Here is a 24,323-nt window from a genome sequence, read left to right on the forward strand (position 1 = left end):
AATTTAGATGGCGGTAGCCGGGAGAACTTGGAACATCGTAGGAGTGCAGGCAAATACACCAAAGAGTGAGGAAGTTATGGAACCGGTGATTGGAGTGGATGTTTTTTGTTGCCTGGAGTTGCATAAGGAGCTTGTTCGGAGTAGGATTTTTAAAGGAATTCAGGGATGTGGGAGAGGCTGTCGTCTAACGGTATAGCACTCACTTATCACAAACCGCGTATTCTGACCCGAACAGGGCGAAATACGCAATTTATGCAACTAAAGGTAGGTAGAGAAATGCATGCACATCAACCAAGGCTCGAACAATTAAAATTGGTAAGGCTGCTGGTGTCGATTTATCGCATCAAGGCGGTTCGGGTGCTGTTTCCGCTAATCATTATTGCGCTTGTGTACTTGGAGGGGCAGCATGAACTGAAAGGGGTCAAGCTTGCCCGGACGCTGCGCGAGCTCAGGCATGTTCCGGTGCCGGATATTCTGCGGATGATGGCGGCAGCGCTGGCGGCGGTTGCGGTGATGAGCGCCTACGATTTTCTGATCCGCGCCCACTTCCGGATGAAGACCGGGGTATGGAGCACCTTCCGCTATTCGTGGATCGCCAATACCTTTAACAATTTGATCGGCTTTGCCGGTCTTGCGGGAGTCGGCTTGCGCACGCTGCTCTATAAAAAAAGCGGAGTGCCCACGGCGGTCCTGACTCCGGCCATTGTCTTTTTGTCGCCGCTGATGATTACGGGCCTGTCGCTGCTGTCCTGGGCCAACCTCTTCGGCATCCTGCCGGCGGAGGAGCTGCTGCGCGAGCACCGGTGGCTGGTGTTCGCCGTTTGGGGCATGGCGCTCTATCTGCCCTTTTTTATCATGGTCCAGCGTTCCTCTTTGTTCGCCAAATGGATTAACCGGGGAGAAGGAAGAACGCCGTGGATGACGGTATACGCCTCGGTCGGCTCTTCGCTGCTGGAATGGCTGGGCGCCGGATTTACTTTTGCGATGATCGCGAGGTATATGCTGGACGGCGCTCCTTTTCAGCCGATGATGAGTCTGTACGTCATTGCGGCGATTGCGGGCATACTCAGCATGGCCCCGGGTGGCATCGGCGCATTCGATCTGATTGCGCTGCTCGGATTGCAGCAGATGGGGTATGCAAGTGAACGGGCGATGGCGGTGCTCGTCATCTTCCGGCTGTTCTATTATGTCGTTCCCTGGCTGATCGGCCTTGTGCTGGCGGCGTTCGAAATCGGACAGCAGGGCATCCGGCTGCTGCGCGGAACGGCTATGGAGACGTCTCTTAACACTTGGCAAAAGATTTGGGGCTGGCCCGGACAGTACACCTTTCTCAGCGATCTTGGCGGATGGGCGCTCGGCAAGCTTGTGCTTGTGTCAGGCCTGATTCTGCTGCTGTCGGCGGCCACGCCCGAGTTAATGTACCGGCTGCGCTTCACGGAGGAGCTCCTGTCGCTTCCGATCATGCGGCTCTCGCATCATTTGTCGGTGGTGATCGGCTTTATGCTGGTGCTGCTGTCGAGAGGTATATCGCTGCATGTCCGCAGAGCCTATATCGGGTCGGGCATTCTGCTGGCTCTTGGAGCGGTGTTCGCCTTCGCCAAAGGGTTCGACTATGAAGAGGCGATCTTTCTGCTGCTGGTCGCCTTTCTTCTGTGGATTTCAAGGGCGCGTTTCTACCGGATCAGCGCGCCGATCTCAAGGCAGAGCCTGCTGGGATGGCTGCTGCTGACTTCTTTCATCGCTCTCAGCTATTATCTGCTGGCGAGCTACTCGCACCGCGGCTTCTTCAAAGCGCTGCAGCCCGGCGAGGCGACCGAGTGGCTGCAGCAGCACGGCCATTTCGCCTATACGGCTGCGGGCGGATTGGCGGCCGCCTGGCTGCTGCTCTCCCTGGCCGCGGTGCTTCGGCCCAACCGGCGGGCGGAGGCATTGACCGCGCCGCCGGATATGGACCGGCTGCGCCGGTACCTGGAGACGGAATCCGGCAACGCTCTGACCCATATGCTCTTCACGGGCGACAAGAGCTTCTACTGGGCGCAGGACGGAAAGGTTATGCTTCCCTTTGCCCGGGTGCGGGACAAGCTTGTCGTGCTCGGCGACCCGCTGGGCCCCAAAGAGCTGGTGAACGACGCGATCAGCGAGTTCCGGACAGAGGCCGACAGGTACGGTCTTACCGTGGTCTTCTATCAAGCGACGCCCGCCTACTTGCCGATCTACCATGAGCAGGGCTACCGCTTCTTTAAACTCGGCGAAGAGGCGCTGGTGCCGCTGGACCACTTCACTCTAAGCGGCAAAAGGAACAGCGACTTGCGGAGCGTCACCCGCCGGTTCGAGCGCGAAGGCTGCACCTTCGAACTGGCGAAGCCTCCGCACGGGGTGGAGCTGCTGCAGGAGCTTCGCTCGATTTCCGACGAATGGCTGAGAGGCCGGGCGGAAAAAGGCTATTCGCTCGGATGGTTCGACGAATCGTATCTCCAGCTTGCGCCGCTGGCCCTGCTGCGCAATGCCGAAGGCGCCGTCATCGCCTTTGCCTCGCTTGCGCCGGGCTACGACGGCGGGGTTACCGTATCCATCGACCTCATGCGCCATCGCCTGAAGAGCCCGAACGGAACGATGGACTTCCTGTTCATCTCTCTCCTGGAATGGGCCAAGGCCGAGGGGTACGGAAGGTTCAACCTCGGTAATGCGCCTCTGTCCAGCGTCGGGCGAAATCCCGGCTCGCTGCGGGAAGAAAAAATCGCCCATCTGGTCTTCAAGCGCGGAGGGCATTGGTACGGCTTCTTAGGTCTCCGCCGGTACAAGGAGAAATTCTCGCCGGAGTGGGAGCCCCGCTACCTGGCTTATCCCGTCTCCTTGTCCCTGCCCGTGCTGACGCTGGATCTGGTGAGGCTCGTTTCCCGGCAGCCGAAAGTACGGAAATAGGAAATAGCTGTCCCTTGAAGCCGCCATGTGAACGGCTGGGGGACAGTTTTTTTGTTTTCATGGAATGTGCAGTAACTCCCAATTTTGTCATCATTTCAAACGGTGTGACTGCTTTTTTACCTAAAATATTGTAAATAAATACACGAAATGGACTCCGAATGTTAAAATAAGGATGTGAAAAAAATAACATAACTGGGGGTTATGGAATGAAAAACACAAAGAACTTGTCCCTGCTCATTTTGATGCTGACGCTTATCCTGACAGCCTGCGGAAATTCGAATAACAACTCGGCTGCGACCGAAAGCCCGGGCAGCGAGCCGACGGCCGTGGCGACCGGTACGGCGGATTCTTCTCCGGCGCCGGCTGCGGGTGCTTTTAAAGACGGAGTCTACAAAGCGGAGTATGACCGCAACGACGTGAGAAATTGGAAGGCTTATGTGGAAGTGACCGTAACCGGAGGCAAAATCGGGAAGGTCTATTATGATTACACTAACGAAGCAGGCGAGCTCAGAAGCAAGAACGAGGCCTATATCAAAGGATTTTCGGAAGCGAATAAATTCACGCCCCGCGAAGCCTTCGACAAGCTGGGTCAAGAGCTGGTAACCTCTCAGGACGCTGCCAAGGTCGATGCGGTTTCCGGCGCGACACATTCGTCCAGAAATTTCAATGAGCTTGCCGCCGCCGCTCTGGTCAAAGCGGAAGCCGGAGACACGGCGGTTGCCGTCGTTCCGCTGTATGAGGATGGCAAGTACTCGGTAGCCGCGGATGCCTTTGACGACCACGGCTGGAAGCCGCAGATTGATCTGGAGATCAAGGATCACAAGATTGCAAGCGTACAGTTTGATTATGTGAACGAAGCCGGCAAGCTGAAGACGGAAGACGCCGGATACAAGACGGCGATGGAAGCCAAGAGCAAGACCTATCCGGCCAAATATACGGAAGAATTGGAGAAGCAGCTGGTAGAGAAGCAGTCCATCGGTTCCGTGGACGCGGTAAGCGGGGCGACTACGTCCTCGAATAACTTCAAGGCGCTTGTGGAGTACGCGCTGGATGATCTGGCGGAAGTCGGCGATACGAAGCCAGCCGCAATCAAGATTGAAGAATAAGGACATCATAATAGTATAATGCCAATAAGCCTGCCGTAGCCCTTATGGGCTCTGGCAGGCTTATTTATACGTTTGGTATGGGGTCTCCTGGCGGGAACGGGGAGCCACAAGATTTCCGTGGCTGCTGGTTCCTTCCTGCTTGCCGGAGGCGGTGGATCACGGGGCCTTCAGCTCCGGGAGAGCCCCCACAGCAGCGCCGCTGCGAGCAGGACGAGCAGCAGCGCAGCCGTATCCCGCTGCCGCCAGCTCAGAACAAGCCAGGGCGTCCGCGGCTTCGAAGGGTCATAGCCGCGGGCTTCGATGGCGGTGGACAGCTCATCGCCCATGCCGATGACCTGCAGAAGCAGGGGAACCGCCATCAGCGAGATCTGCTGCGGCGTCCAGCGCGCCAGCCCCCGCTTCCGGTTGCCCCGGGAAGCGAGCGCCAGCTGCAGCGCGGAGATTTTTCCCAGAATCCAGGGAATAAACTGCAAGGTCACGGACACGGCGAGCGACCAGTTCCGCGTTCGGACGCCCAGTCTTCCAAGCGGCTTGATGGCCCACTCCAGCCCCTCACGCAGCGGCGCTCCCGAGGTGGTCTCGGTGAACAGGAAGCCGAGCGAAATGAGCAGCCCCAGCCGGAGGACGGAGAGACCGCCGGTCAGCGCGCCTGCGGGAGAAAAGGCGAAGGAGGCGCCGCCGCTCCATGAAAAGGCCGACAGAAGCCACAGCAGGAGAAACATCGGCAGAAACGGACGGTAGAACCAGACCGCCCGTTTCTGCGTAATGCCCCCGCAGGCGAGGAGTACGGCTACCAGCACCGAGGCGGCCCCGAGCGGAAGCGCGCTCGTCATCCCGAGAATGACGAGCGACCACAGCGCCATCGCCAGCCATTTGACGCGCGGATCGAGTGCCCGCAAGGCCGATCCGGACGGGCGGCCAGCGCTGCCGTATGCGGCGCTCTCGGCGGGGGCGGCGATTGCGCCGGCGCCAGCCGCCACGGCAGCCGTTGTGTTGGCGGCGTCGGCGATTGAGTTGGCGGCGGCTGGGTCTGCGGTGGCGGGCCGTCCGCTTCCGGCCGCCCGGCCGCCTGCCGCCGCAGCTGCGCCAGCGGCGGAGAGGGAGCGGCTGGCTGCAGCCGGCCGCTCACCGCCAGCCCCCGGACAGGCTCCGCCTCCGGGGTAAGCGAGGCGAAGCGGGTCCAGCTTCGCCAGCAAATCCCCTGCGCCGGCGGGCAGCGCGTCCAGCCCGCCTTGGCGCATGAGCATCCGGCCGATCCTAATATAGGCCGGAGGTTCCAGGCCCGCGTCTTCCAGCACGCGGGCTCCCGTCCACAGGCCGTCCGGCGGCCCGCTGTAGCGCAAGCTTCCTTGCGCCAGCACCGCGACCTGATCGGCCAGTGGAAAGAAGCAGTCCAGATCGTGCGTGGCGACCACGATCGTATAGCCGCCGCGCTTCAGCTCCGCGGCGGTCTCCAGCAGCGCGCGGACGGCGGGCGGGTCGAGCCCGGCCGTCGGCTCGTCCAGAAGGAGCAGCCGCGGCCGGGGGGCGATGGCGCCGGCGATGCAGACCCGGCGCTTCTCGCCGCCGCTCAGCAGGAACGGCGAACGCGGCCCGTACCGCTCGGGATCGAGCCCTGCCTGCCGCATCGCCCGGTCCGCCGCCTCGCTGCGCCGAGGCGCGGGGACGGCCCGCTGCTCCAGACCGTACTCGACATCCTTTCTGACGCTGCCGGCGAAGAGCTGGCTCTCCGGCTGCTGGAAGACGATCGAGACGGAAGCGCAGGAGCCCCCGCTCGTATAGTCAATGCGGCCCGCGTCCGGCTGCTCCAGCCCGGAAAGCAGCCGCAGCAGCGTGGACTTGCCGCTGCCCGTTACGCCGCACAGGACCGTAAGGCTGCCTTCGGGGATCAGCAGATCAATGCCGCGCAGGGCGGGGAAGCGGCCGTAACGGTACGACACCCCAGTCAGCTGTACCGGCATAGCGCCTCCTCCAGCTGCTGCTCCGTCAGCGGCAGCCGATCGGACGGCCAGCCGTTCTCCCGCATCATCCGGCCGATGCCGATGACGGGGGAATCCTCCCAGCGGAGCGCGGCCGGCAGCACGGAGTCATAAAAGAGCGTCCGGGGATCGCCGTCGTATACGAGCCGTCCATGGTCCATGACGGCCACGCGATCCGCCGCCGCCAGCTCTTCCATCCGCTGCGTCACCCACAGCACGGTAACTCCCCGCCGCCACAGCTCCCGGCTCAGCTCGAAAATTTCTTTGCGGGAGACGGGGTCCAGCATCGAGGTCGCCTCGTCAAAGATAATCATTTCCGCTTCCAGCGCCAGGCAGCAGGCGATGGCCAGGCGCTGCCGCTCCCCGCCCGACAGCTCAGACACCGGCGCTCCGGCTTTGTGCCCAAGGCCCGTCCGCCGCAGGGCGCTTAGCGTCCGCGCCCTCATTTCCTCCCGGGAAATTCCCCGGTTCTCCAGACCGAAGGCGACATCCTCCTCCGGGGTCGAGCCGATACTTTGAGCTTCCGGGTTCTGAAAGACGAGCTGGATGCTCCGTTTGACGGCGCTGCGGCTTTCGGCAGACCGCAAATCGAGCCCCGCCGCCGTCAGATGGCCTGAGGATGGAATGAGCAGTCCGTTGAAGGTCCGGACGAGGCTTGATTTGCCGCTGCCGTTGGCCCCCGTTAGCGCGATCCATCCCCCTTTTTTGATATGTATAGTAATATCCTGAAGTACCGGCAGGCTCTGGTGGCCGTCCCGCAGCGTCAGGTTCAAATGACTGGCATGAATCATGGTAACCGCCTTCTTCCTGTAAGACTGACACTCGCCTAGCGCTAACGATTATATCAAATTAACGCGTTGATGTATTCGGGGGAAGATGGTATAGTGATCTAAAAAATTGGAGGGATGTTTAACCCATGAACAGATGGTCCTTGCGCGGACTTATTTTCAGTGCGCTCTTTGCGGGCGTGATGATCGCATTAAGCTCAATGAAAGTGTCGCTTCCTTTTTCAACGGTGCCTATTACTCTGCAGACGCTGGCTGTTATGCTGGCCGGTTCCGTACTGGGCGCCCGATATGGAACTATCGCCGTCCTGATTGTTATCGGCCTCGCCGCCGCTGGCTTTCCCGTATTGGCGGGAAGAGGAGGTCTGTCCGTCCTTGTCGGTCCGACCGCCGGTTACATCTTCGCCTGGCCGGTTTCAGCCTTCCTGATTGGATGGTTCGCCCAGCGGATGTCGAAGGGCAAATTCACCGTTGGCAAGCTGCTCCTAGTGAACTTCCTGTTCGGCTCCCTGCTGGTCTACCCGAGCGGCGTCGCCTGGCTGGTTCACTCGATTCCAAGCCTCGATACGCTGCCCAAAGCGCTGACCGCGGGCATGCTGCCGTTCCTTCCGGGGGACTTCCTCAAGGCTGCGCTGTGCGCATCGGTTGTGACCGCCGTATGGAAGGTCTATCCGATTGAGCGAATTGTGGGCCGGTCAAGCGGAGCTTGGCTCGGTAAGAACGCGTACGAAGAAAAAGCCTAGACTGAAGCGTCTGAATCATATATACACCGCAGAAGTCCGTTCTCATCAATAATACAGCAGCCCAGCAGTCCGCATGCACTCTCGCGGACTGCTGGGCTTGCTGTGTTTGAAGGGGGAAGGGGGGCTCAGCTTCATGGAACCCGGCCGATTCGCCGGTTAGCTCTTCTTTGCCGGTTTATTTATTTTTGCGGCCTCTTCAGTCCGGGGAGCCGCTTCGGAGCGGCCTTCGTCGCCTTTACCGCCCGGATGCTCCAGCGGCAGGGCCCATACGGATACGCCGCCGCCGTTTACCGGAAAGACGGCCCATCCGTCTTCGCCGATTTCAACGGTGTCTTCCCGGCTCAGCGTCAGATCGGCCCAGACCTCACTGGCGCGTTCCTCGCCGACGAACATGCTTTTCTCGCCGTCGTCTCCGTTCGATACGACGACCGCGCAGCCCGAGTCCGGAATTTCCTCCACTCCCCGGCGCACCCAGCCGATCGTGTTCGGATGATCGAAGTAATCGTCCTGTTCGCCGTAGGCTTTATGGTAGCGGGCGGACAGCAGCCGGTCGATGTCTTCGCGCTTGCCGGGAATCTCCGTCGGTCCGCCGATGCCGTAATAATCGCCGTAAAATACAACGGGATACCCGTCCCGGCGAAGCAGGATCAGCGCGTACGCGCTCAATTTGAACCAGTCGCCGACCCAGGACTCCAGCGACTCATGGGGCTGGGAATCATGGTTGTCGACAAAGGTGACGGCATGGGTGGGATGCGTCTGCACCAGCGTATCATCGAACAGGGTGGTCAGATCGAAATCCCGGCCGCTGAGCGACGCGGCATGGAATTTATAATGGAGCGCCACATCGAACAGGTCGATCTGATAATCAACCGTGTCCAGAAACTGGCGGCAGGCTTCAACGTCCGGATTCCAGAATTCGCCGACAATATAGAAATCCTCCCCGCGCTTACGGGTCATTTCCGCCGCGAATTCGCCGATAAATTCATAATTGATATGCTTGATGGCATCCAGCCGGTACCCGCTGCATTGAAGGGTATCGACGAGCCATTTTCCCCATTCCAGCATTTCCGACCGTACAACGGGGTTGTCGTAATCAATATTGGCGAACATCAGGTAGTCGTAGTTTCCGAACTCGTCGTCCACATTGCGGCTCCAGTCCTTGTTCTCCCCGATAATCTTGAAGATGCCGGTCCGGTCTTCCCCGGCGTCATAGTCCGTGCCGTTAAAATGCTCGTGGTTCCATTTAAAGGAAGAGTACTGGTCGCCGCGCCCGGGAAACGTGAATTTCGTCCAGCCTTCAATTTCGAACGGCTCGGATATGACCTCCAGCCGGTTCTCCGGGTCGACTTCGACGACCTGGAACACCTCCGTTTCATCTGCGCCGGCTTTGTGATTCATGACCAGATCGACATAGACGGCAATTCCATTCCTAACGCATTCCGCAATCGCGTCGATCAGATCCTGCTTTGTTCCGTATTTCGTCCGGACGCTCCCTTTTTGATCGAACTCGCCCAGATCGTACAGATCGTATACGCCGTACCCGGTATCTTCGATCGATTGGCCCTTCGTCACAGGCGGAATCCAGACCGCGTCGATTCCCGCCGCTTTCAGCTCCGGTGCAAGCTTCGCCAGCCGCTTCCAATGTTCGCCGTCGGCGGCTACATGCCACTCGAAGAACTGCATCATCGTATGATTGCGTTTCATCATGATTTGCCTCCCTATTCCTGCTTCATTTCCAGCGGCGCATAAAGTAAATCCATTATATGTAAATCATGATGGGTTGTTGAACAGGTCGAGCTGCAGCGGCGCAAGGCCGCTGTCGTCTCCGCCAAGCAAAGCCTGCAGCTCCTTGGCATTCGGGGTGGCGTCCCCCGCCGAATTATTGTTGAAGGCCACATACACGTTCCGAGTGTCCTTCTCCAGCTCTTTCAGCCGGTCCCGCCATTCTGTCAGTTCCTCCGTGCTGTAACGGTACAGATAGCGAAGACTGCGCCAATCCGGGCGGCTGCTCTGATGCCAGCCTTTGGCGTTCCGTCCATGCATCCGCACATAGGTCGCCTCCGGCGAAGTCGCCACGGATACTATCGGAATGGACCCTGTTCCAGCCTGCGGCTCGTCGACCACCGTATGAATCCAGCCTTCTATTTTCATAAAAGCAAGTGTCCGCTCCCGGTATTCCGGGTTGTACCAGGTGGAGTTGCGGAATTCCAGCGCGCAGGGCACATCCTTCATCCGTTCCCTGGTCTCGCGCAGCGTATCCACATTCTCCTTCGTACAGTCGAACCACGGCGGGAACTGAAAGAGCGTCATGGTCAGCTTGCCTGCTGCAATGACGGGCTCTATGGAAGTATGAAACGCCTGGAACATGTCCTCGGCGGAATCGAAGTAATTCTTTTTGCCCCGCAGATGTCCGGTCATTCCCTGATAGGCTTTGACAATGAACCCGAAATCTTCAGGTGTCTGGCTTACCCATTTAACGTAATTTTTCACCGGCTGAACGGCATAGAAGGAGCTGTCGATTTCCACGATGGAAAAATGCGCGCTGTACGCGGGCAGCCGGTCGGCGGGTTTGATTTTGCCGTACAGCTCTTCATGGTCGCCGAATCCCGTCAATCCGATCCTGATCACAAGGCTCTCCTCCTATTCTTCCCATTGTTAGCCAAAATTTGTCCGGTCAGTCCCCGGATATCTTCTATTTAAACTGATAAGGGGTGGCGGCAAACAACTGATCGATGCGAAAAATACCATTCCTCTGTCTCACAGCTGTAGCATCAAGCCGTTCAAACCGCACTGTATGATTTTTTCTATTTAGTTTAAGTTTTGGTAGTATGTACCTGGAATGCACTTAAATTAAATCTGTGAGGGAAAAACAGTGCAAAATAATTTGTTTACCAAGTTTTGTTTATTGGGTATTTTAATTTGTTTAGTTGTAATTGCGTTCAAACCACATCAAATTATAATTCCATCAACCACGACAAATCCATCCTCGACAATCATTCGCAATGATTTTATACAGATTGCGCCTAACATTATTGGAGTACGTGATGATGGATCTGGCACAGGAATAGCAGATCAACTTTTAGTATTTGAATTTGATAGTGTCAGTAAAACATTTAAATATAGCGGAACAGCCCTTGATGTTCAGGATTATTTAACTCATCCGGAAAAGTACGGAGTTCCAAATAATAAAACGCAGTAAAATTAATCCATTATTACAAGACGCTTGAAACGAAATGTGATGATAAAGATCAAAGTTGAAAGGGAAATACTGACAATAGAGAAAAATCCTTCGCATTGAAGATGAAATTCTGCGAGAAAAGGAACCGCCTCCCATAACGGGGGCGGTTCCTTTGTCTTAGTTTATCCGTCGGTAGAGGCCCCGATGCAAGCAGCGGGGTCCGCTTGAAAGCGGACCATTTCGGAGCCGGCCGACAGATGCACGGCATTGCGCCCGCTCCGTTTGGAGGCGTACAGGGCGTGGTCGGCTTCCGTAAGCAGCGCCTCCAACGTACTGTCGGGCACAGCCTCCGTGACGCCGAAGCTGACGGTGACGTTGATGAGGCCGTTAGGCGACTCCAGGCTTGCGGCCTCGATCGATCTGCGGATGCTGTCGGCTAGCTTCGCGGCCTGATCCAGTGACGTGTCCGGCAGGCATAGCACGAATTCCTCGCCTCCGTAGCGTCCGAACACATCGCCCTCACGAAGATGACTGCGGCAAATATCCGCAATATGGCGCAGCGCCGAATCCCCGCACCCATGACCGTACCGGTCGTTAATGCTCTTGAAGTGGTCGACGTCAAACAGCGCGATCGACAAGCGGCCGTTCTCCTTCGAGCAGCGCTCCAGCAGCTCGCTGCTGCGCTCCATAAAGCAGGTGCGGTTGTAAATACCCGTCAAGCTGTCCATGGTAGCAAGCTGTCGCAGCCTGTCCTGAAGCAGCGTACGTTCCGTCACGTCGATCAATACGATCATCCGCCCGGCCACTTGCCCGCCGCGCTTGCGAACGGGCGAGGAACGGATTTCGTAATAGTAGATGCTGTCCCCGTTCTCCCATTGCAATTCCCGTTCTTCCTGAACGAGGGGATCGGCCTCCATAGCATAGGCTATCGCGTCCTTGCCGCCGGGGAGAAAGATCCGGGCCAACTGATGGCCGATGGAGGCGGCATCCAACCCCTGAATCATTCCGGCCGCGGCCCGGTTGAAGTCGACGAGCCGATCGGAAAGGTCCATCACGAGCACGCCGTCGCGCATGCTTTCAAACAGGTTGCTGCGTGCGATCGGCGCGGCGGTCAGCATGCTTCTGGAGAGAATGGCCCAGATGTACATGGCGGAGGTCAGGCTCATAATGACCGGTACCGGGTCCATGCCGTAAGGCGTCTTGCCCATCAAGTACATAAAGGAGCCTATCGTAGGCAGCGTGAGCCCGAGCAGGATGGTCAGGAACTGCCGGCGGTACACCCGCTTCATCTTGTTCCACTGCGCCAGCATGAGGCAGGTAGCTGCCAGCAGGCAGCCGAAAGTAAAGCTGCCGTGAACGATATAGCTGGGCCCCATGACGAAATCAACCAGTAGCGCGGGCGAAAGCGGCCGTAAATACATTGATCGGTAAAACAAATGGTGATAGTCGTTGGTCCAGACCATGACGGTGGTCAGACAGGGAATGAAGCCGAGAACGATCAACCGGGCTCTTGTGATCAGCCGTTCCATTCCCAGAAAATGAATGACCATAATCAGGCTGGCGGGCGCAATGAACGGCATGCCCAGGTATTCGATTTTGAGCCACATATTAATTTCCGCAAGGGAATGGCTGGACAGCTCCAGGGCGAATCCGAAGGTATAGATGGCGGAAGCGCATGTGCTGACGATGAACGCTTTGACTCCCGCGAAATCCGTTTCCTTAAAATAGGCGAAGAGGGCGAGCAGCGCGCTCAGTACGCCGGATAAGGCGACGATGACAATGTAATTTGAGATAAACGACCCCATCCGGAGCACCTCCTTTCAATAGATAAACCAACCTTTACCCGAAAAATCAGCCTTTCTGTTTCATTATATATCGGCAAATGGGCGGAATTTTGACAATCCAATTAGCTGGCTGGACAAAATGACGGAAATTCGCCGAAGCTATTTTACTTTTTGTCTAGTGTCGATAAGAGGGGGGCGGTGTAACATGTTAGTTAAAGCTACATCGAAAACGCAATTTTGCTGCTAATGTTAATTTGGGTGTTAACTAACATCACATTTAATAAAAAATTCAGGGATAGGGGGAATATTGATGTCACTTATTGCGACAAAGGTTCCTGAAATTCAATTCGAAAATGTGGAGATGCGCTATCAGACGGACACGGCGGACGTATTGGCGCTGCATCAGGTGAGTCTGGATATCGCCAAGGGGGAGTTCGTCTCGCTGCTCGGGCCGTCCGGATGCGGAAAGACGACGCTGCTGCGGCTCATGGCCGATCTGATCGAGCCGACGAGAGGCAAGGTCACCGTAGCGGGCAAAAGCGCCAAGGAGGCGCGGCTCGCCCAGAAATACGGCATCGTGTTTCAAAGCCCCGTGCTGTACGACTGGCGCAAGGTGAAGGACAACATCACGCTGCCCCTCGAGCTGATGGGCGTCAAGAAGGCCCGCCGCGACGAGAAGGCGCTTGAGCTGCTGGAGCTTGTCGGCCTCCAGGGCTTTGCCGACAAATATCCGTGGCAGCTGAGCGGAGGGATGCAGCAGCGGGTGGCCATTGCCCGGGCACTGTCCATGGAGCCGGAAATTCTGCTCATGGATGAGCCGTTCTCGGCCCTCGACGAATTCACACGCGAGCGGCTGAATGAAGAGCTGCTGTCTGTATGGAGCAAGGTGGGCAACACGGTCGTATTTGTAACTCACAGTATTCCCGAATCGATCTTCCTGTCCGACCGGGTCTTCGTGCTGTCTCCGCATCCGGGACGCCTGTCGGCTGTCGTCGATATTCCCCTGCCGCGTCCGCGGACGGCGGAAATGAGAAACAGCCCGGAATTTTTTGATCTGATCGCGGGCATCCGCGACAGCTTTGAGGGAGTGTAACCAATGAAAGGAAACAGCATGCTGGTCAAGGGGCGGTTCCTGCCTCTGCTCGTCTGGATAGCAGGGCTGCTGATTGTCTGGGAGGCCCTTTCGTGGGTGCTGCTGAATGTCGCGCATACGCCGCTGGCCCAATCGAAGCTGCCCTATGTGCATGAGCTGATCGCCACGCTCTTTCAGTACAGCGGAACGCTGCTGAAAGAAGGAGCCGCGACCTTCGGGAACGCCGCCGTCGGCTTTCTGCTCGGCGCCGCCGCAGGCGTGCTGCTCGCGGTGCTGATGAGCGTGTCGAAGACGATCGAGCAGCTTACCTTCCCTTATGCCGTCGCTTCGCAGATGATACCGATTCTGGGGCTTGCCCCGATCATTTACGGCATTGTCCGCGATGAACAGATTTCGCGGATTATTATCTCGGGTTATATTACGTTCTTTCCCGTATCGCTCAACATGCTGCGGGGGCTGCGAAGCGTCGATCTTTCGGCGCTGGAGCTGATGCATTCCTACGCGGCGAAGCCTTGGGCCGTTTACACGAAGCTGCGGCTTCCCGCCGCTCTGCCCGGCTTGTTCAGCGGGCTCAAGATTGCGGCTCCGCTTGCGGTTACCGGCGCCATTCTGGTCGAGCTTATGGGCGCGCAGCACGGCATCGGCGTCATTATGCTGCGCAACCTGTACTACGGCCCTTCCCATACGTACATGTTCTGGTCGACCATTATCATCGGCGCGTTTCTCGGCATGGCCAGCTACGGGCTGATGAGCTTGATCGAGCGTCTCGTCTCCCCCTGGCAGCCTGAATTCCGTCCGAAAGGAGGGGGCCGCTGATGGAAAGTAATACCGTTCGCGAAGCCTCATTCGTCTCACCCCACGGCCAGGAGGGCGGCAGCCGCCCGCAGGCCGCTTCCGGGGCCGCGGCTCCCTCACAGGAGCGCAAGCCGAGGCGGCGTTCGCGCAAGTCCGCCGTCTTCCGCGTCATTCTTCCTGTGCTTGCGGGCGTTCTGTTTCTGGCGCTGTGGGAGCTGCAGGTCATTCATAAAATATTCGATCTGAAGAAATACCAGCTGCCGCTGCCGTCGGCGATTGCGCAGGCGATGGGCGACAACATGAGCCTGCTGCTGTCCTATACGGGCTATACCCTCACCGAAGCCGTGCTGGGCATGCTCGCCGGCTCGCTGATCGGCTTCATCATTGCGCTGGTCGCCACGGCCTGGCCGAGATGGGGCGGCGGAAGCCTTACGCTGGTCGCCGCGCTCAACGCCGTTCCGATCGTGGCGCTCGCGCCGATCATGAACCTGTGGTTCGGCGACGGGCTGGGCTCCCGCATCGCCATTGTGACGGCGACGACGATGGCGGCGATGGCGATCAATGCCTACAAAGGGATGGCCGCCATCCATCCGTTGGCGCTGGATCTCATGCATTCCTATGCCGCGCCCAAATCGGCGGTGTTCCGTCATCTGCGGATCAAGAACAGCCTCCCCTACGTCTTCACCGCGCTGAAGATCAACGCGACGGCCAGTATGATCGGGGCGATCGTCGGCGAATTTTTCTTCTCGTCGAGAGGTCTGGGGTACCTGCTGTCCAATTCAATCAAAGTCGCCAAGATGCCTCTCGGATGGGCGTGCATCGTGCTGGCCGCGATCGCTGGCGTGATTTTCTATCTGGTGGTGGAGAGGCTGGAGAAGGTGTTTATCCGCTGGCATCCTTCGCGCCGGGCTTCATAGGCAACAGATTAACCGGTACAACCGGCCGTTAGCTTCAGGATACAGCACCTTGGTCTTCAGGCCGTTTGCATACAGCACATCATGGTGGCAGCCATATTGCTTTCAGTAATCGATTAACACATGCATTTCAAATTTTATCAGTGGGGGGAATTCGATTGATGAGCGTAAAAAACAGAAAATTTCGCGGTGTGCTGTTATTGGCGGTAATGGCGTTGGTTTTGTCGGTCCTTGCAGGCTGTGGAGGAAACAATAATGCTTCTTCCGGAGAAGCTCCGGCGCCTTCGGCGGGAAGCTCGGCCGCTCCCGAAGCAAGCACAGCGCCTGCGGAGCTTGTTCCGGTCAAGCTGCAGCTGAAATGGGTGCCGCAGGCTCAATTTGCCGGGTACTACGTGGCACTTAGCAAAGGCTACTACAAGGACGAAGGTCTGGACGTTCAAATTCTGCCGGGCGGACCGGATATCGTTCCCGAACAGCAGGTTGCAGGCGGATCGGCCGACATCGGCGTCGATTGGGTAGCGAGCTTGCTGACAAGCCAGGAGCAGGAAATGCCGCTGGTGCAGATCGCACAGATCTTCCAAAAGAGCGGTCTCGTGCTGGTCTCCAAGAAATCGGCCAACATTAACACTCCGGCTGATCTGAAGGGCAAACGGGTTGGTAACTGGATGGGCGGCAACGAGTTTGAGCTGCTGGCGCTGTTCGACAAATACAAGCTTGATTCGGGCAAAGATATCAAATTCACGAAGCAGGGCTTTACGATGGACCAATTCCTCGGCGGCGAGCTGGACGCGGCTTCCGCGATGACGTACAACGAGTACCAGGTTGTGCTGGAGTCCGGCGTCAAACCGGAAGAGCTGAATGTCATCGACATGAACGACGAAGGTGTCGCCATGCTGGAAGACAATCTGTTCGCCAACAAGGGATGGCTGGAAGCCAATAAAGAGACGGCGGCTAAATTCGTCCGCGCCTCGCTCAAAGGCTGGAAGGACGCTATTGCCGATCCGGCTGCGGCGGTGGACATTGTAATGGAGCAGGCCGAAGCAGGCAGCACGACGAAAGAGCATCAGCTGAAAATGATGGAGGAAGTCGCAAAGCTGATTCAGCCGGAAGGCTTCGACATCGCCAAGCTGGGCTACACGGACGAAGCTGCATTCAAGCAAACCGCGGACATCGCTCTGAAGTTCGGCGTAATCAAGAAAGAGGCCAATCTGTCCGAGGCGTACACGAACGAAATCATGGACATGGCTTCAAAATAATCCGACCGCTCCGGTCAACGTATTGACGTATTTGTGAATCCTGCGGCCTCCGTGAAATCCCTGACAACCCACCTTAACCTGTGCGGATCTGATTTTGCGGGGGCGGCTTTTTACCAAAAAATATGGAAAAATTTATAAGTTTTGAGTTTAATCCGGCAGCTTAGAAACAGATACTCCGCTTTGCGAGGGGTACTTTACTAGAGAAGAGGTGGCTTGCATGTCTCTGTTGGTCAAACAGACCGAAAGAGTGAGAAATTTTATCAACGGGCAATGGGTGGAGTCGACTTCCGGACGGGAGGAGGAGGTATTCAATCCTGCAACGGGCGAAGTGATCGCTTATGTGCCGCTGTCCAGCCGTGAAGAACTGGATGCCGCGGTCGCCGCGGCGAAATCGTCTTTTGCAAGCTGGAAAAAGATTGCCGTGCCCCGCCGCGCCCGCTATTTCTTCGAATATCAGCAGCTTCTGCTGAAGCATACGGAAGAACTGGCGGAGCTGATTACGCTGGAGAACGGCAAGAGCCTGGAAGAAGCGCGCGGCGAGGTGCAGCGCGGCGTTGAATGCGTGGAGTTCGCCGCGGGCGCGCCTACCTTGATGATGGGCAGCCAGCTGCCGGACATCGCTACGGGCATCGAGTCGGGAATGTACCGCTATCCGCTCGGCGTAGTCGGCGGGATCGCGCCGTTCAACTTCCCGATGATGGTGCCTTGCTGGATGTTCCCGCTGGCCATCGCCTGCGGCAACACGTTCGTGCTGAAGCCGTCGGAGCGGACGCCGCTTCTTGCGAGTCGTCTTGCCGAGCTGTTCGCGGAGGCGGGGTTCCCGCCGGGCGTGCTGAATGTCGTACACGGGGCGCATGAAGTCGTGAACGGCATGCTGGAACACGAAGATATCAAGGCGATCTCCTTCGTCGGCTCCCAGCCGGTCGCGGAATACGTCTACAAGAACGGCAGCGCGCACGGCAAAAGGGTGCAGGCGCTGGCCGGAGCGAAGAATCACTCGATCGTTCTGCCCGATGCCGACATGGACAACGCGGTGAGGAACATTACCGCCGCCGCCTTCGGCTCCGCGGGCGAGCGCTGTATGGCCTGCTCGGTCGTGGTTGCCCATGAGGCGATCGCCGACGATTTGGTGGCGCGCCTTCAGGCGGCCGCCGACAATCTCAAGATCGGCAGCGGCCTGGAAGCCGGGGTGTTCCTCGGACCGGTTATCCGCCAGTCGAATAAGGAACGGACCGTGTCGTATATCGAAGCCGGAGTGCGGGAGCAGGCGTCGCTTGTCAGGGACGGCAGGAAGGACACCGCCGCCGAAGGCGCCGGATATTTCATCGGCCCGACGATATTCGATCATGTGAAGCCGGGGATGACGATCTGGCAGGACGAGATTTTTGCCCCTGTACTGGCCGTCGTTCGCGTCAAGGATCTGGCCGAAGCGATTGAAGTCACCAATCGTTCGCCGTTCGCCAACGGCGCCTGCATCTACACTGACAGCGCCAAGGCGATCCGCGAGTTCCGGGAAGAGATTGATGCCGGCATGCTCGGAGTTAATCTGGGCGTGCCCGCGCCGATGGCCTTCTTCCCCTTCTCGGGCTACAAGAAGTCGTTCTACGGAGACCTGCATGCCAATGGACGCGACGGCGTCGAGTTTTATACACGCAAAAAAATGATTACAGCCCGCTACTGACCGAAAAGAAACGGCCGCGGGGCTTGAGAGGGGATAAATGCCAATGCTCAACACGGGGATAGAGAGCGAGCTTGCACTCAGCAAAGACCGGAAATATCTGTGGCACCACATTTCGCCTTACAGCGAAGCCAATCCGCCGATGATCGCCGCGTCCGCGAGCGGTTCGTGGATTACCGATATTGACGGAAAAAAATATCTGGACGGCATGTCAGGCCTTTGGTGCGTCAATGTAGGCTACGGCCGCAAGGAACTGGCTGAAGCTGCATATAATCAACTGCTGAGCCTTCCTTATTTTCCGCTGACGCAAAGCCATATGCCGGCTATTCTGCTGGCCGAGAAACTGAATGAATGGCTGGGGGACGAATACGTCATCTTCTTCTCCAACAGCGGTTCGGAAGCGAATGAAGCGGCATTTAAAATGGTGCGTCAGTATCAGCAGCAGATCGGCCAGCATTACCGGCACAAGTTCATTGCCCGCTACCGGGGGTATCACGGCAATTCGTTCGGCGCCCTGTCCGCGACGGGGCAGGCCCAGCGCAAATACAAATACGAGCCGCTGAGCGGCGGCTTCCTGCATGTGGCGCCGCCGGACAGCTACCGCCGTCCCGCCGGGCAGTCCGTGGAGGAATTCAATCTGCTGATGGCACAGCAGATCGAAGACACCATCGTCTGGGAGGGTGCGGAGACGGTGGGAGCGGTCATCATGGAACCGGTAATCACCGGCGGCGGCGTCATTGTGCCGCATCAGGTCTACATGGACCGGGTGCAGGAAATTTGCAAGAAACACGGCGTGCTGCTCATTATCGACGAAGTCATCTGCGGCTTCGGCCGGTCGGGGCGCCGGTTCGGGCATCATAACTTCGGCGTGAAACCGGATATCGTGACGATGGCCAAGGGGCTGACGAGCGCCTATCTGCCGCTGTCGGCGACCGCCGTCCGCAAAGAGATTTATGAAGTCTTCAAGGATAACAGCGACGACTACGGCTATTTCCGCCATATCAATACGTTTGGTGGCAATCCCGCCGCCTGTGCCCTGGGCCTGCGCAACCTGGAAATCATGGAGCAGGAAAATCTGGTCGAACGCGGCGATCTTCTCGGCAAGCGGCTGAGCGCAGGACTGTCCGAGCTGCTAGGGCACAAGCTGGTCGGCGACGTCCGCAGCTTCGGCCTGATCACCGGCGTCGAGCTCGTGGCGGATAAGCAGACCAAAGAGCCGGCTCCGCTCGATACGGTGAAGGGTATCATTGCCGAATGCAAGGCCAAAGGCCTGATTATTGGAAAGAACGGCGATACAGTTGCGGGTTACAATAACGTGCTGACGTTTGCCCCGCCGCTCGCCTCGACCGACGAGGATATCCAGTTCATCCTGGATACCTTCACAGAGGTAATGAACGGGAGCTGGGCACAGTAAGCTTCTCCGGGTATAGGAACTGATAGGCCCGCAAGGCGACCTGGATCGATATGCGGTTCTCCGGCGACATAAAGTCCTCGCCGAGGAGCTCGGTGATTTTATCCAGGCGGTAATACAGTGATTGTCTGACAATGAACAGCTTCTTCGCGGCGATCTGCTTGGAGCCGTCATGATCCAGATAGACGCGCAGCGTTAGCAGCAGCTCGCTGCCCTTCTGCTGGTCATGGTCGATCAGCGGGCCGAGATAGGTGCGGATAAAGTTCTGCAGCGTCTTGCCGTCGTTCAGGTTCAGCAGCAGCTGGAAGACGCCAAGCTCTTCGTAGAACAGGATCGCCTTCTGGTGACAGGGATAGAGCGAGAGCGCCTGCACCGCTTCGCGGTAGCCGGAAGGGGCCTTCTTCAGCTGGGTGTGCGATTTGCCGACGCCGATCATCAGCTGAAGATCCTTCAGCTTCTCGTCGGAGCGGATGTTCTGCAGGGCTTCGAGCGCCTGCTGCAGCCGGGTCCGGCCGGGCGATTTGGACTGAATGTCCAATGCGATGACGGTCAGGCGGTTATTTTTCAGCGTAATCAGCGGCCGGAACAAATATTTCTCGAAAATGGAACGCAGGACGAGCGAAAGGTGAAACGTAATTGATTCCCATTCGTTCTCCGAGCTGTTCCATTTTACGTTTCGGGGGTTTTCGATCTCGATCAGGCACACGCGGTAAGGCAGCTCGTTGACGATGCCGAAATCCGGGCCGATCAGGCTCTTGAGCCGGTTCTCGTCGTCGATGCGCCCGTTGATCAGTTCGTCGACCCACAGATTCTCGGAGAACAGCTTGCGCTCCTCCATATAGCGCGTGCGCAGCAGCTCCTGCGCGATGGACAGCGATGCGGAATCGAGCAGCAGGCAGTCGAACTCCTGCGGCTTGTGCGGGCAGACCATCAGGAGGTAGGCCCACGTCTGGTCGAGGGCGCCGACCGGCTTCAGCACGACGGTCTTGCCGCCCAATTCGCGGAAGATGGGGGCCGCGTCCGGCTGGTGCACTCCCTCCATCTCCTCGTAAAAGGCCGAGAAGAAGCGCAGCAGCGGCCCCTGCTCCTCCGGCGACAGCGCGGGGAAGAATTGCGGCTTGCCCTGGAGCTGCATGTAGAGAATTTGCGTCCGCGTGCTCTTGGACAGCAGCTGCAGCACCTTAACCGTGCCCTGCGAGGTCAGCGTCAGCCGGTGGAATTCGCGGGAGATGCTCTCCAGTTCCTCCAGCATGCGGTGGTGGCGGTTGATGATCAGCGAATGCAGGTCGAGCGTAATGTCGACGAACCGGACCGTCCGGTTGAAGACGATGAGCGGGAAATCATGCTGGTTCGCCAGCGCGATCAGTTCCTCCGGCACGGAGCTGAAGTATGTGCCCAGCTCGATGCATAGACAGGCGGCTTTCTTTTGGATCAGGTATTCCAGAAATTCCAGGGAGGAAGGGAGATCGACGCTCATCCCGATGCCCGTTGTAAGTATCATTTCTTGGCCGTGAATCAGGCTCTCGACGCTGGCGCTTTCCAGCACATGCACCCAGCGGATCGCCCGGTCCAGCCCTGTGGCCCCTCCGACGACGGCCGCATCGGCAAACAGCGGTCTTTTCAGCGCTTCCCGAATGGTAAATACAAGTTCCCAGTCCATACTCATCCTCCTTCTCTATGACAGTGTGGCGCCTCTCTTCTTCTATCGCAGCAGCTATTCTCAGACGTTTCTCGCCCGTAAAAAAAACACTTTTGAAATTAGACAATTTGTCTAATGTAACGAAAAAATGAATTGACTATGATTTGAATATAAAATGTCAGGATAATTAACCTGATCAGGCAGAAATAAGCACACATTTTTAGGGATACAGCTTATTTTACTATATAAATCTGCCGAAGTAAGTAGAATTTTAAGGCAAATATCGTAATTGTGTTATATTATATAACATATACTGGAGGGATCACCGATGGAACAAACTTCTTCGTTGACTGCTTTTACACCTGACATGTTCATGCGGAATTTCGCCGAGTCCGAGCCGGGTCTTACCCGCAAAGGCGCTGCTGAAGAGTCCAACCGATGTCTCTACTGCTACGACGCCCCTTGTATCAAGGCTTGTCCGACGGGAATTAACATTCCTTCCTTCATTAAGCGTATCGCCACGGACAACCTGAGAGGCGCCTCCCAGACGATTATGGAGTCCAACCCGGTAGGCGCAAGCTGCTCCCGCGTCTGCCCGACCGAGGAGCTGTGCGAAGGAGCCTGTGTGCTGAATGACGCTTCCGAGCCGATACAGATCGGCCTGCTTCAGCGTTATGCGACAGATTGGGCGATGAATCATGATGTGAAGCTGTTCGAGGCCGGTGCTCCGACTGGGAAAAAGGTTGCCGTGATCGGCGGCGGTCCGGCCGGCTTGTCAGCCGCCAGAGAGCTGGCCCGCGAAGGGTTCTCCGTCGTGATCTACGAAGCGAAAGAACAGGCCGGAGGCCTGGACACACACGGCATCGTTTCCTTCCGTCTTCCGCAATCCGTCTCCCTGTGGGAGGTGGAGCAGGTCGAGAAGCTCGGCGTGGAAATCCGCACAGGCGTCAAGGTGGGGACTGATGTAACGGCGGATGAGCTGAAAGCCGAATACGACGCCATCGTGCTCGCAGCCGGCATGGGATATGTGCCCGAGCTGGGCATCCCTGGCGAGGAGCTGGCCGGCGTATATGACGCCATCAAGCTGGTGGAATCGACCAAAACGGGCGTTTTCAATCCGGAGTTGACCGGTCAGCGGGTCGCCGTCATCGGCGCCGGCAACACGGCGATCGACGCCGCAACCTGCTCTGTGCGGCTCGGAGCGTCCAACGTGAAGATGGTCTACCGCCGCACCCGCGAGGAGATGACGGCCTACGACTTCGAGTTCGAATTCGCCAAGCAGGAAGGCGTCGAGTTCAGCTGGCTGACGCTGCCAAAGCGCATTATCGGCGACGAGTCCGGCAAGGTGACCGGCCTAGAGTGTGTAACGATGAAGCTGACCGGCGAGGCCGGCAGCGACGGCAGGCTGAAGCCGATGCCGGTGGAAGGCTCCGAATTCATCATGCCGGTGGAAGCCGTCGTGCTGGCGATCGGGCAGAAGCGCCATACCGGCCTAATCGAGCATCTTGGTCTTGAGCATGAGTGGGGCGTTGTTGCCATCGACGAGGAGACCCACCGGACCTCCGATCCGAAGGTTTATGCGGCGGGCGATATCGTCTTCGGCTTCGGCAAAGGAGAAGCCATGGTCGTATCGGCGGCTCAGCAGGGCAAACTGGCCGCACACGCCATCATCAAGCAGTTCTCACCGCAGCAGGACAGCGTTGTCGGCTCTGCGGTGTAATCATATATTTTTCCAGGGAGGGAATTAACAATGGCAGATTTGAGAGTCGATCTCGCAGGAATCAAGTCCCCCAATCCGTTCTGGCTGGCCTCGGCCCCGCCTACCAATACAGGATATCAAGTGCAGCGCGCTTTCGAAGCGGGCTGGGGCGGAGCCGTATGGAAGACGCTTGGCGATCCGATCATCAACACATCCGCGCGTTTTGCGGCTGTTAATTTTAACGGGCAGCGCGTGGCTGGCTTCAACAATATCGAGCTGATTACGGACCGTCCGCTTGAAGTCAATCTGAAGGAAATCTACGAGACCAAGAAGCGATTCCCGAATCACGCCGTGGTCGCCTCCCTGATGGTGGAACCTAAACAGGAGAAGTGGCATGAAATCGTCAAAAGAGTCGAGGATGTCGGCGTGGACGGCCTGGAGCTGAACTTCGGCTGTCCGCACGGGATGGCTGAGCGCGGCATGGGCGCCGCTTCCGGCCAGCAGCCCGATCTGGTAGAAGCGCAGACGTATTGGGTAAAAGAAGTGGCAAAGACGCCCGTTATCGTCAAGCTGACTCCGAACATTACCGACATTACGGTTACGGCCCGCCATGCCGTCAAGGGAGGCGCCGACGCGATCAGCCTGATCAACACGATCAACAGTCTCGCGGGAGTGGACATTCATACGTGGAACACGATCCCCCACATCGGCGGCAAGGGAGCTCACGGCGGTTACTGCGGCCCGGCTGTCAAGCCTATCGCACTGAACATGGTGGCCGAATGCGCCCGTCACCCCGAGATCAACGTTCCGATCTCCGGCATCGGCGGCATTTCTACCTGGCAGGACGTTGTCGAGTTCATGCTGATGGGCTCCACCGCGATCCAGATATGTACGGCGGCTATGCATCACGGCTTCCGGATCGTAGAGGAAATGATCGACGGCCTGAACAATTATTTGGATGAGAAGGGCCTTGCATCCGTCACTGAACTGACCGGCAAATCGGTATCCAAATATTCGAACTGGGGCGACCTTGACCTCAACTATAAAGTGGTGGCCCGAATCAACGAGGACAACTGCATCAACTGCAACAAATGCCATATTGCCTGCGAAGACACGTCGCATCAATGCATCGACATGCTGACCAATGCGGAAGGCAAGGCGATTCTGAAGGTGCGCGAGGAGGATTGTGTCGGCTGCAACCTGTGCTCCATCGTCTGCCCGGCGGAAGGCGCCATCGACATGGTGGAGGTGGACAGCGGCCTGCCGCCGATGACTTGGAACGAGCGTCAGCGCGTCGTGGGCAGCTTAGGCGGTGCTTATTCCAAAGCGGAGGTGGTATAA

18 protein-coding genes are annotated in these 24,323 nt (G+C 57.7%); 12 read left to right on the forward strand and 6 right to left on the reverse strand.

All coding sequences use genetic code 11. The features are described from left to right. Positions 1 to 276: 276 nt before the first annotated feature. A complete protein-coding gene (mprF, locus tag G5B47_RS07020) occupies positions 277 to 2,922 on the forward strand; it encodes a bifunctional lysylphosphatidylglycerol flippase/synthetase MprF (protein ID WP_165096041.1) in 2,646 nt (881 codons plus the stop codon). Positions 2,923 to 3,128: 206 nt separating this feature from the next. After that, entirely contained in the window at positions 3,129 to 4,028 is a 900-nt protein-coding gene (locus G5B47_RS07025; RefSeq protein ID WP_165096043.1) for an FMN-binding protein, read from the forward strand. A gap of 167 nt (positions 4,029 to 4,195) precedes the next feature. Here the strand turns inward: G5B47_RS07025 and G5B47_RS25845 are convergent, their stop codons facing one another. Beyond that, positions 4,196 to 5,989 (reverse strand): ATP-binding cassette domain-containing protein, encoded by a 1,794-nt coding sequence (locus G5B47_RS25845; protein ID WP_165096045.1) that lies wholly within the window; start codon positions 5,987 to 5,989, stop codon positions 4,196 to 4,198. Beyond that, on the reverse strand, positions 5,974 to 6,798 hold the full coding sequence (locus G5B47_RS07035; RefSeq protein ID WP_165096047.1) for an ATP-binding cassette domain-containing protein: 825 nt from the start codon (positions 6,796 to 6,798) through the stop codon (positions 5,974 to 5,976). The genes G5B47_RS25845 and G5B47_RS07035 overlap by 16 nt, the downstream gene beginning before the upstream one ends. A gap of 125 nt (positions 6,799 to 6,923) precedes the next feature. Between G5B47_RS07035 and G5B47_RS07040 the strand changes: the two genes are divergently transcribed. Then, on the forward strand, positions 6,924 to 7,535 hold the full coding sequence (locus tag G5B47_RS07040; protein WP_165096050.1) for a biotin transporter BioY: 612 nt from the start codon (positions 6,924 to 6,926) through the stop codon (positions 7,533 to 7,535). A gap of 156 nt (positions 7,536 to 7,691) precedes the next feature. Here G5B47_RS07040 and G5B47_RS07045 read toward each other — a convergent pair whose 3' ends face one another. Then, on the reverse strand, positions 7,692 to 9,239 hold the full coding sequence (locus G5B47_RS07045) for an alpha-amylase (protein ID WP_165096661.1): 1,548 nt from the start codon (positions 9,237 to 9,239) through the stop codon (positions 7,692 to 7,694). Between the two features lie 66 nt (positions 9,240 to 9,305). Beyond that, a complete protein-coding gene (locus tag G5B47_RS07050) occupies positions 9,306 to 10,163 on the reverse strand; it encodes a DUF72 domain-containing protein (RefSeq protein WP_165096053.1) in 858 nt (285 codons plus the stop codon). Positions 10,164 to 10,407: 244 nt separating this feature from the next. On the opposite strand from G5B47_RS07050, the gene G5B47_RS07055 reads away from it, so the two are divergent. Beyond that, positions 10,408 to 10,734 carry a hypothetical protein gene (locus tag G5B47_RS07055; RefSeq protein ID WP_165096055.1) on the forward strand — a complete coding sequence of 109 codons (327 nt, stop codon included), beginning with the start codon at positions 10,408 to 10,410 and terminating at the stop codon, positions 10,732 to 10,734. Between the two features lie 161 nt (positions 10,735 to 10,895). On the opposite strand, the gene G5B47_RS07060 is transcribed toward G5B47_RS07055, so the two are convergent. After that, positions 10,896 to 12,518, reverse strand: a complete 1,623-nt coding sequence (locus tag G5B47_RS07060) for a histidine kinase N-terminal 7TM domain-containing diguanylate cyclase (RefSeq protein ID WP_165096057.1) — start codon at positions 12,516 to 12,518, stop codon at positions 10,896 to 10,898. Between the two features lie 289 nt (positions 12,519 to 12,807). On the opposite strand from G5B47_RS07060, the gene G5B47_RS07065 reads away from it, so the two are divergent. The 6 genes from G5B47_RS07065 (at position 12,808) to G5B47_RS07090 (ending at position 19,647) form a co-directional block, all read left to right on the forward strand. Then, positions 12,808 to 13,590, forward strand: coding sequence for an ABC transporter ATP-binding protein (locus tag G5B47_RS07065; RefSeq protein ID WP_025336947.1), 783 nt, complete (start codon positions 12,808 to 12,810; stop codon positions 13,588 to 13,590). Positions 13,591 to 13,593: 3 nt separating this feature from the next. After that, positions 13,594 to 14,406, forward strand: coding sequence for an ABC transporter permease (locus G5B47_RS07070; protein ID WP_165096060.1), 813 nt, complete (start codon positions 13,594 to 13,596; stop codon positions 14,404 to 14,406). Then, on the forward strand, positions 14,406 to 15,302 hold the full coding sequence (locus tag G5B47_RS07075) for an ABC transporter permease (RefSeq protein ID WP_165096063.1): 897 nt from the start codon (positions 14,406 to 14,408) through the stop codon (positions 15,300 to 15,302). The genes G5B47_RS07070 and G5B47_RS07075 overlap by 1 nt, the downstream gene beginning before the upstream one ends. A 158-nt stretch (positions 15,303 to 15,460) precedes the next feature. After that, entirely contained in the window at positions 15,461 to 16,555 is a 1,095-nt protein-coding gene (locus G5B47_RS07080; protein WP_165096066.1) for an ABC transporter substrate-binding protein, read from the forward strand. 217 nt (positions 16,556 to 16,772) lie between these two features. After that, entirely contained in the window at positions 16,773 to 18,236 is a 1,464-nt protein-coding gene (locus G5B47_RS07085) for a CoA-acylating methylmalonate-semialdehyde dehydrogenase (RefSeq protein ID WP_165096068.1), read from the forward strand. A gap of 43 nt (positions 18,237 to 18,279) precedes the next feature. Next, on the forward strand, positions 18,280 to 19,647 hold the full coding sequence (locus tag G5B47_RS07090) for an aspartate aminotransferase family protein (protein WP_165096663.1): 1,368 nt from the start codon (positions 18,280 to 18,282) through the stop codon (positions 19,645 to 19,647). On the opposite strand, the gene G5B47_RS07095 is transcribed toward G5B47_RS07090, so the two are convergent. Next, positions 19,613 to 21,304 carry a PucR family transcriptional regulator gene (locus tag G5B47_RS07095; RefSeq protein WP_165096070.1) on the reverse strand — a complete coding sequence of 564 codons (1,692 nt, stop codon included), beginning with the start codon at positions 21,302 to 21,304 and terminating at the stop codon, positions 19,613 to 19,615. The two genes, G5B47_RS07090 and G5B47_RS07095, sit on opposite strands and share 35 nt — an antisense overlap. Before the next feature lie 307 nt (positions 21,305 to 21,611). Between G5B47_RS07095 and G5B47_RS07100 the strand changes: the two genes are divergently transcribed. After that, positions 21,612 to 23,003, forward strand: a complete 1,392-nt coding sequence (locus G5B47_RS07100; protein WP_165096072.1) for an NAD(P)-dependent oxidoreductase — start codon at positions 21,612 to 21,614, stop codon at positions 23,001 to 23,003. Positions 23,004 to 23,033: 30 nt separating this feature from the next. Continuing rightward, a complete protein-coding gene (preA, locus tag G5B47_RS07105; protein WP_165096074.1) occupies positions 23,034 to 24,323 on the forward strand; it encodes an NAD-dependent dihydropyrimidine dehydrogenase subunit PreA in 1,290 nt (429 codons plus the stop codon).

This window comes from Paenibacillus apii (genome assembly GCF_011043685.1).
In the GTDB taxonomy this organism is placed as follows: Bacteria; Bacillota; Bacilli; order Paenibacillales; family Paenibacillaceae; genus Paenibacillus_AQ; species Paenibacillus_AQ sabinae.

Excerpts from the sequence above, each read along its gene's own strand:
- mprF (WP_165096041.1), top strand. The coding sequence starts at position 277 with ATGCATGCACATCAACCAAGGCTCGAACAATTAAAATTGGTAAGGCTG.
- G5B47_RS07025 (WP_165096043.1), top strand. The coding sequence starts at position 3,129 with ATGAAAAACACAAAGAACTTGTCCCTGCTCATTTTGATGCTGACGCTT.
- G5B47_RS25845 (WP_165096045.1), bottom strand. The coding sequence starts at position 5,989 with ATGCCGGTACAGCTGACTGGGGTGTCGTACCGTTACGGCCGCTTCCCC.
- G5B47_RS07035 (WP_165096047.1), bottom strand. The coding sequence starts at position 6,798 with ATGATTCATGCCAGTCATTTGAACCTGACGCTGCGGGACGGCCACCAG.
- G5B47_RS07040 (WP_165096050.1), top strand. The coding sequence starts at position 6,924 with ATGAACAGATGGTCCTTGCGCGGACTTATTTTCAGTGCGCTCTTTGCG.
- G5B47_RS07045 (WP_165096661.1), bottom strand. The coding sequence starts at position 9,239 with ATGAAACGCAATCATACGATGATGCAGTTCTTCGAGTGGCATGTAGCC.
- G5B47_RS07060 (WP_165096057.1), bottom strand. The coding sequence starts at position 12,518 with ATGGGGTCGTTTATCTCAAATTACATTGTCATCGTCGCCTTATCCGGC.
- G5B47_RS07065 (WP_025336947.1), top strand. The coding sequence starts at position 12,808 with ATGTCACTTATTGCGACAAAGGTTCCTGAAATTCAATTCGAAAATGTG.
- G5B47_RS07070 (WP_165096060.1), top strand. The coding sequence starts at position 13,594 with ATGAAAGGAAACAGCATGCTGGTCAAGGGGCGGTTCCTGCCTCTGCTC.
- G5B47_RS07075 (WP_165096063.1), top strand. The coding sequence starts at position 14,406 with ATGGAAAGTAATACCGTTCGCGAAGCCTCATTCGTCTCACCCCACGGC.
- G5B47_RS07080 (WP_165096066.1), top strand. The coding sequence starts at position 15,461 with ATGAGCGTAAAAAACAGAAAATTTCGCGGTGTGCTGTTATTGGCGGTA.
- G5B47_RS07085 (WP_165096068.1), top strand. The coding sequence starts at position 16,773 with ATGTCTCTGTTGGTCAAACAGACCGAAAGAGTGAGAAATTTTATCAAC.
- G5B47_RS07090 (WP_165096663.1), top strand. The coding sequence starts at position 18,280 with ATGCTCAACACGGGGATAGAGAGCGAGCTTGCACTCAGCAAAGACCGG.
- G5B47_RS07095 (WP_165096070.1), bottom strand. The coding sequence starts at position 21,304 with ATGGACTGGGAACTTGTATTTACCATTCGGGAAGCGCTGAAAAGACCG.
- G5B47_RS07100 (WP_165096072.1), top strand. The coding sequence starts at position 21,612 with ATGGAACAAACTTCTTCGTTGACTGCTTTTACACCTGACATGTTCATG.
- preA (WP_165096074.1), top strand. The coding sequence starts at position 23,034 with ATGGCAGATTTGAGAGTCGATCTCGCAGGAATCAAGTCCCCCAATCCG.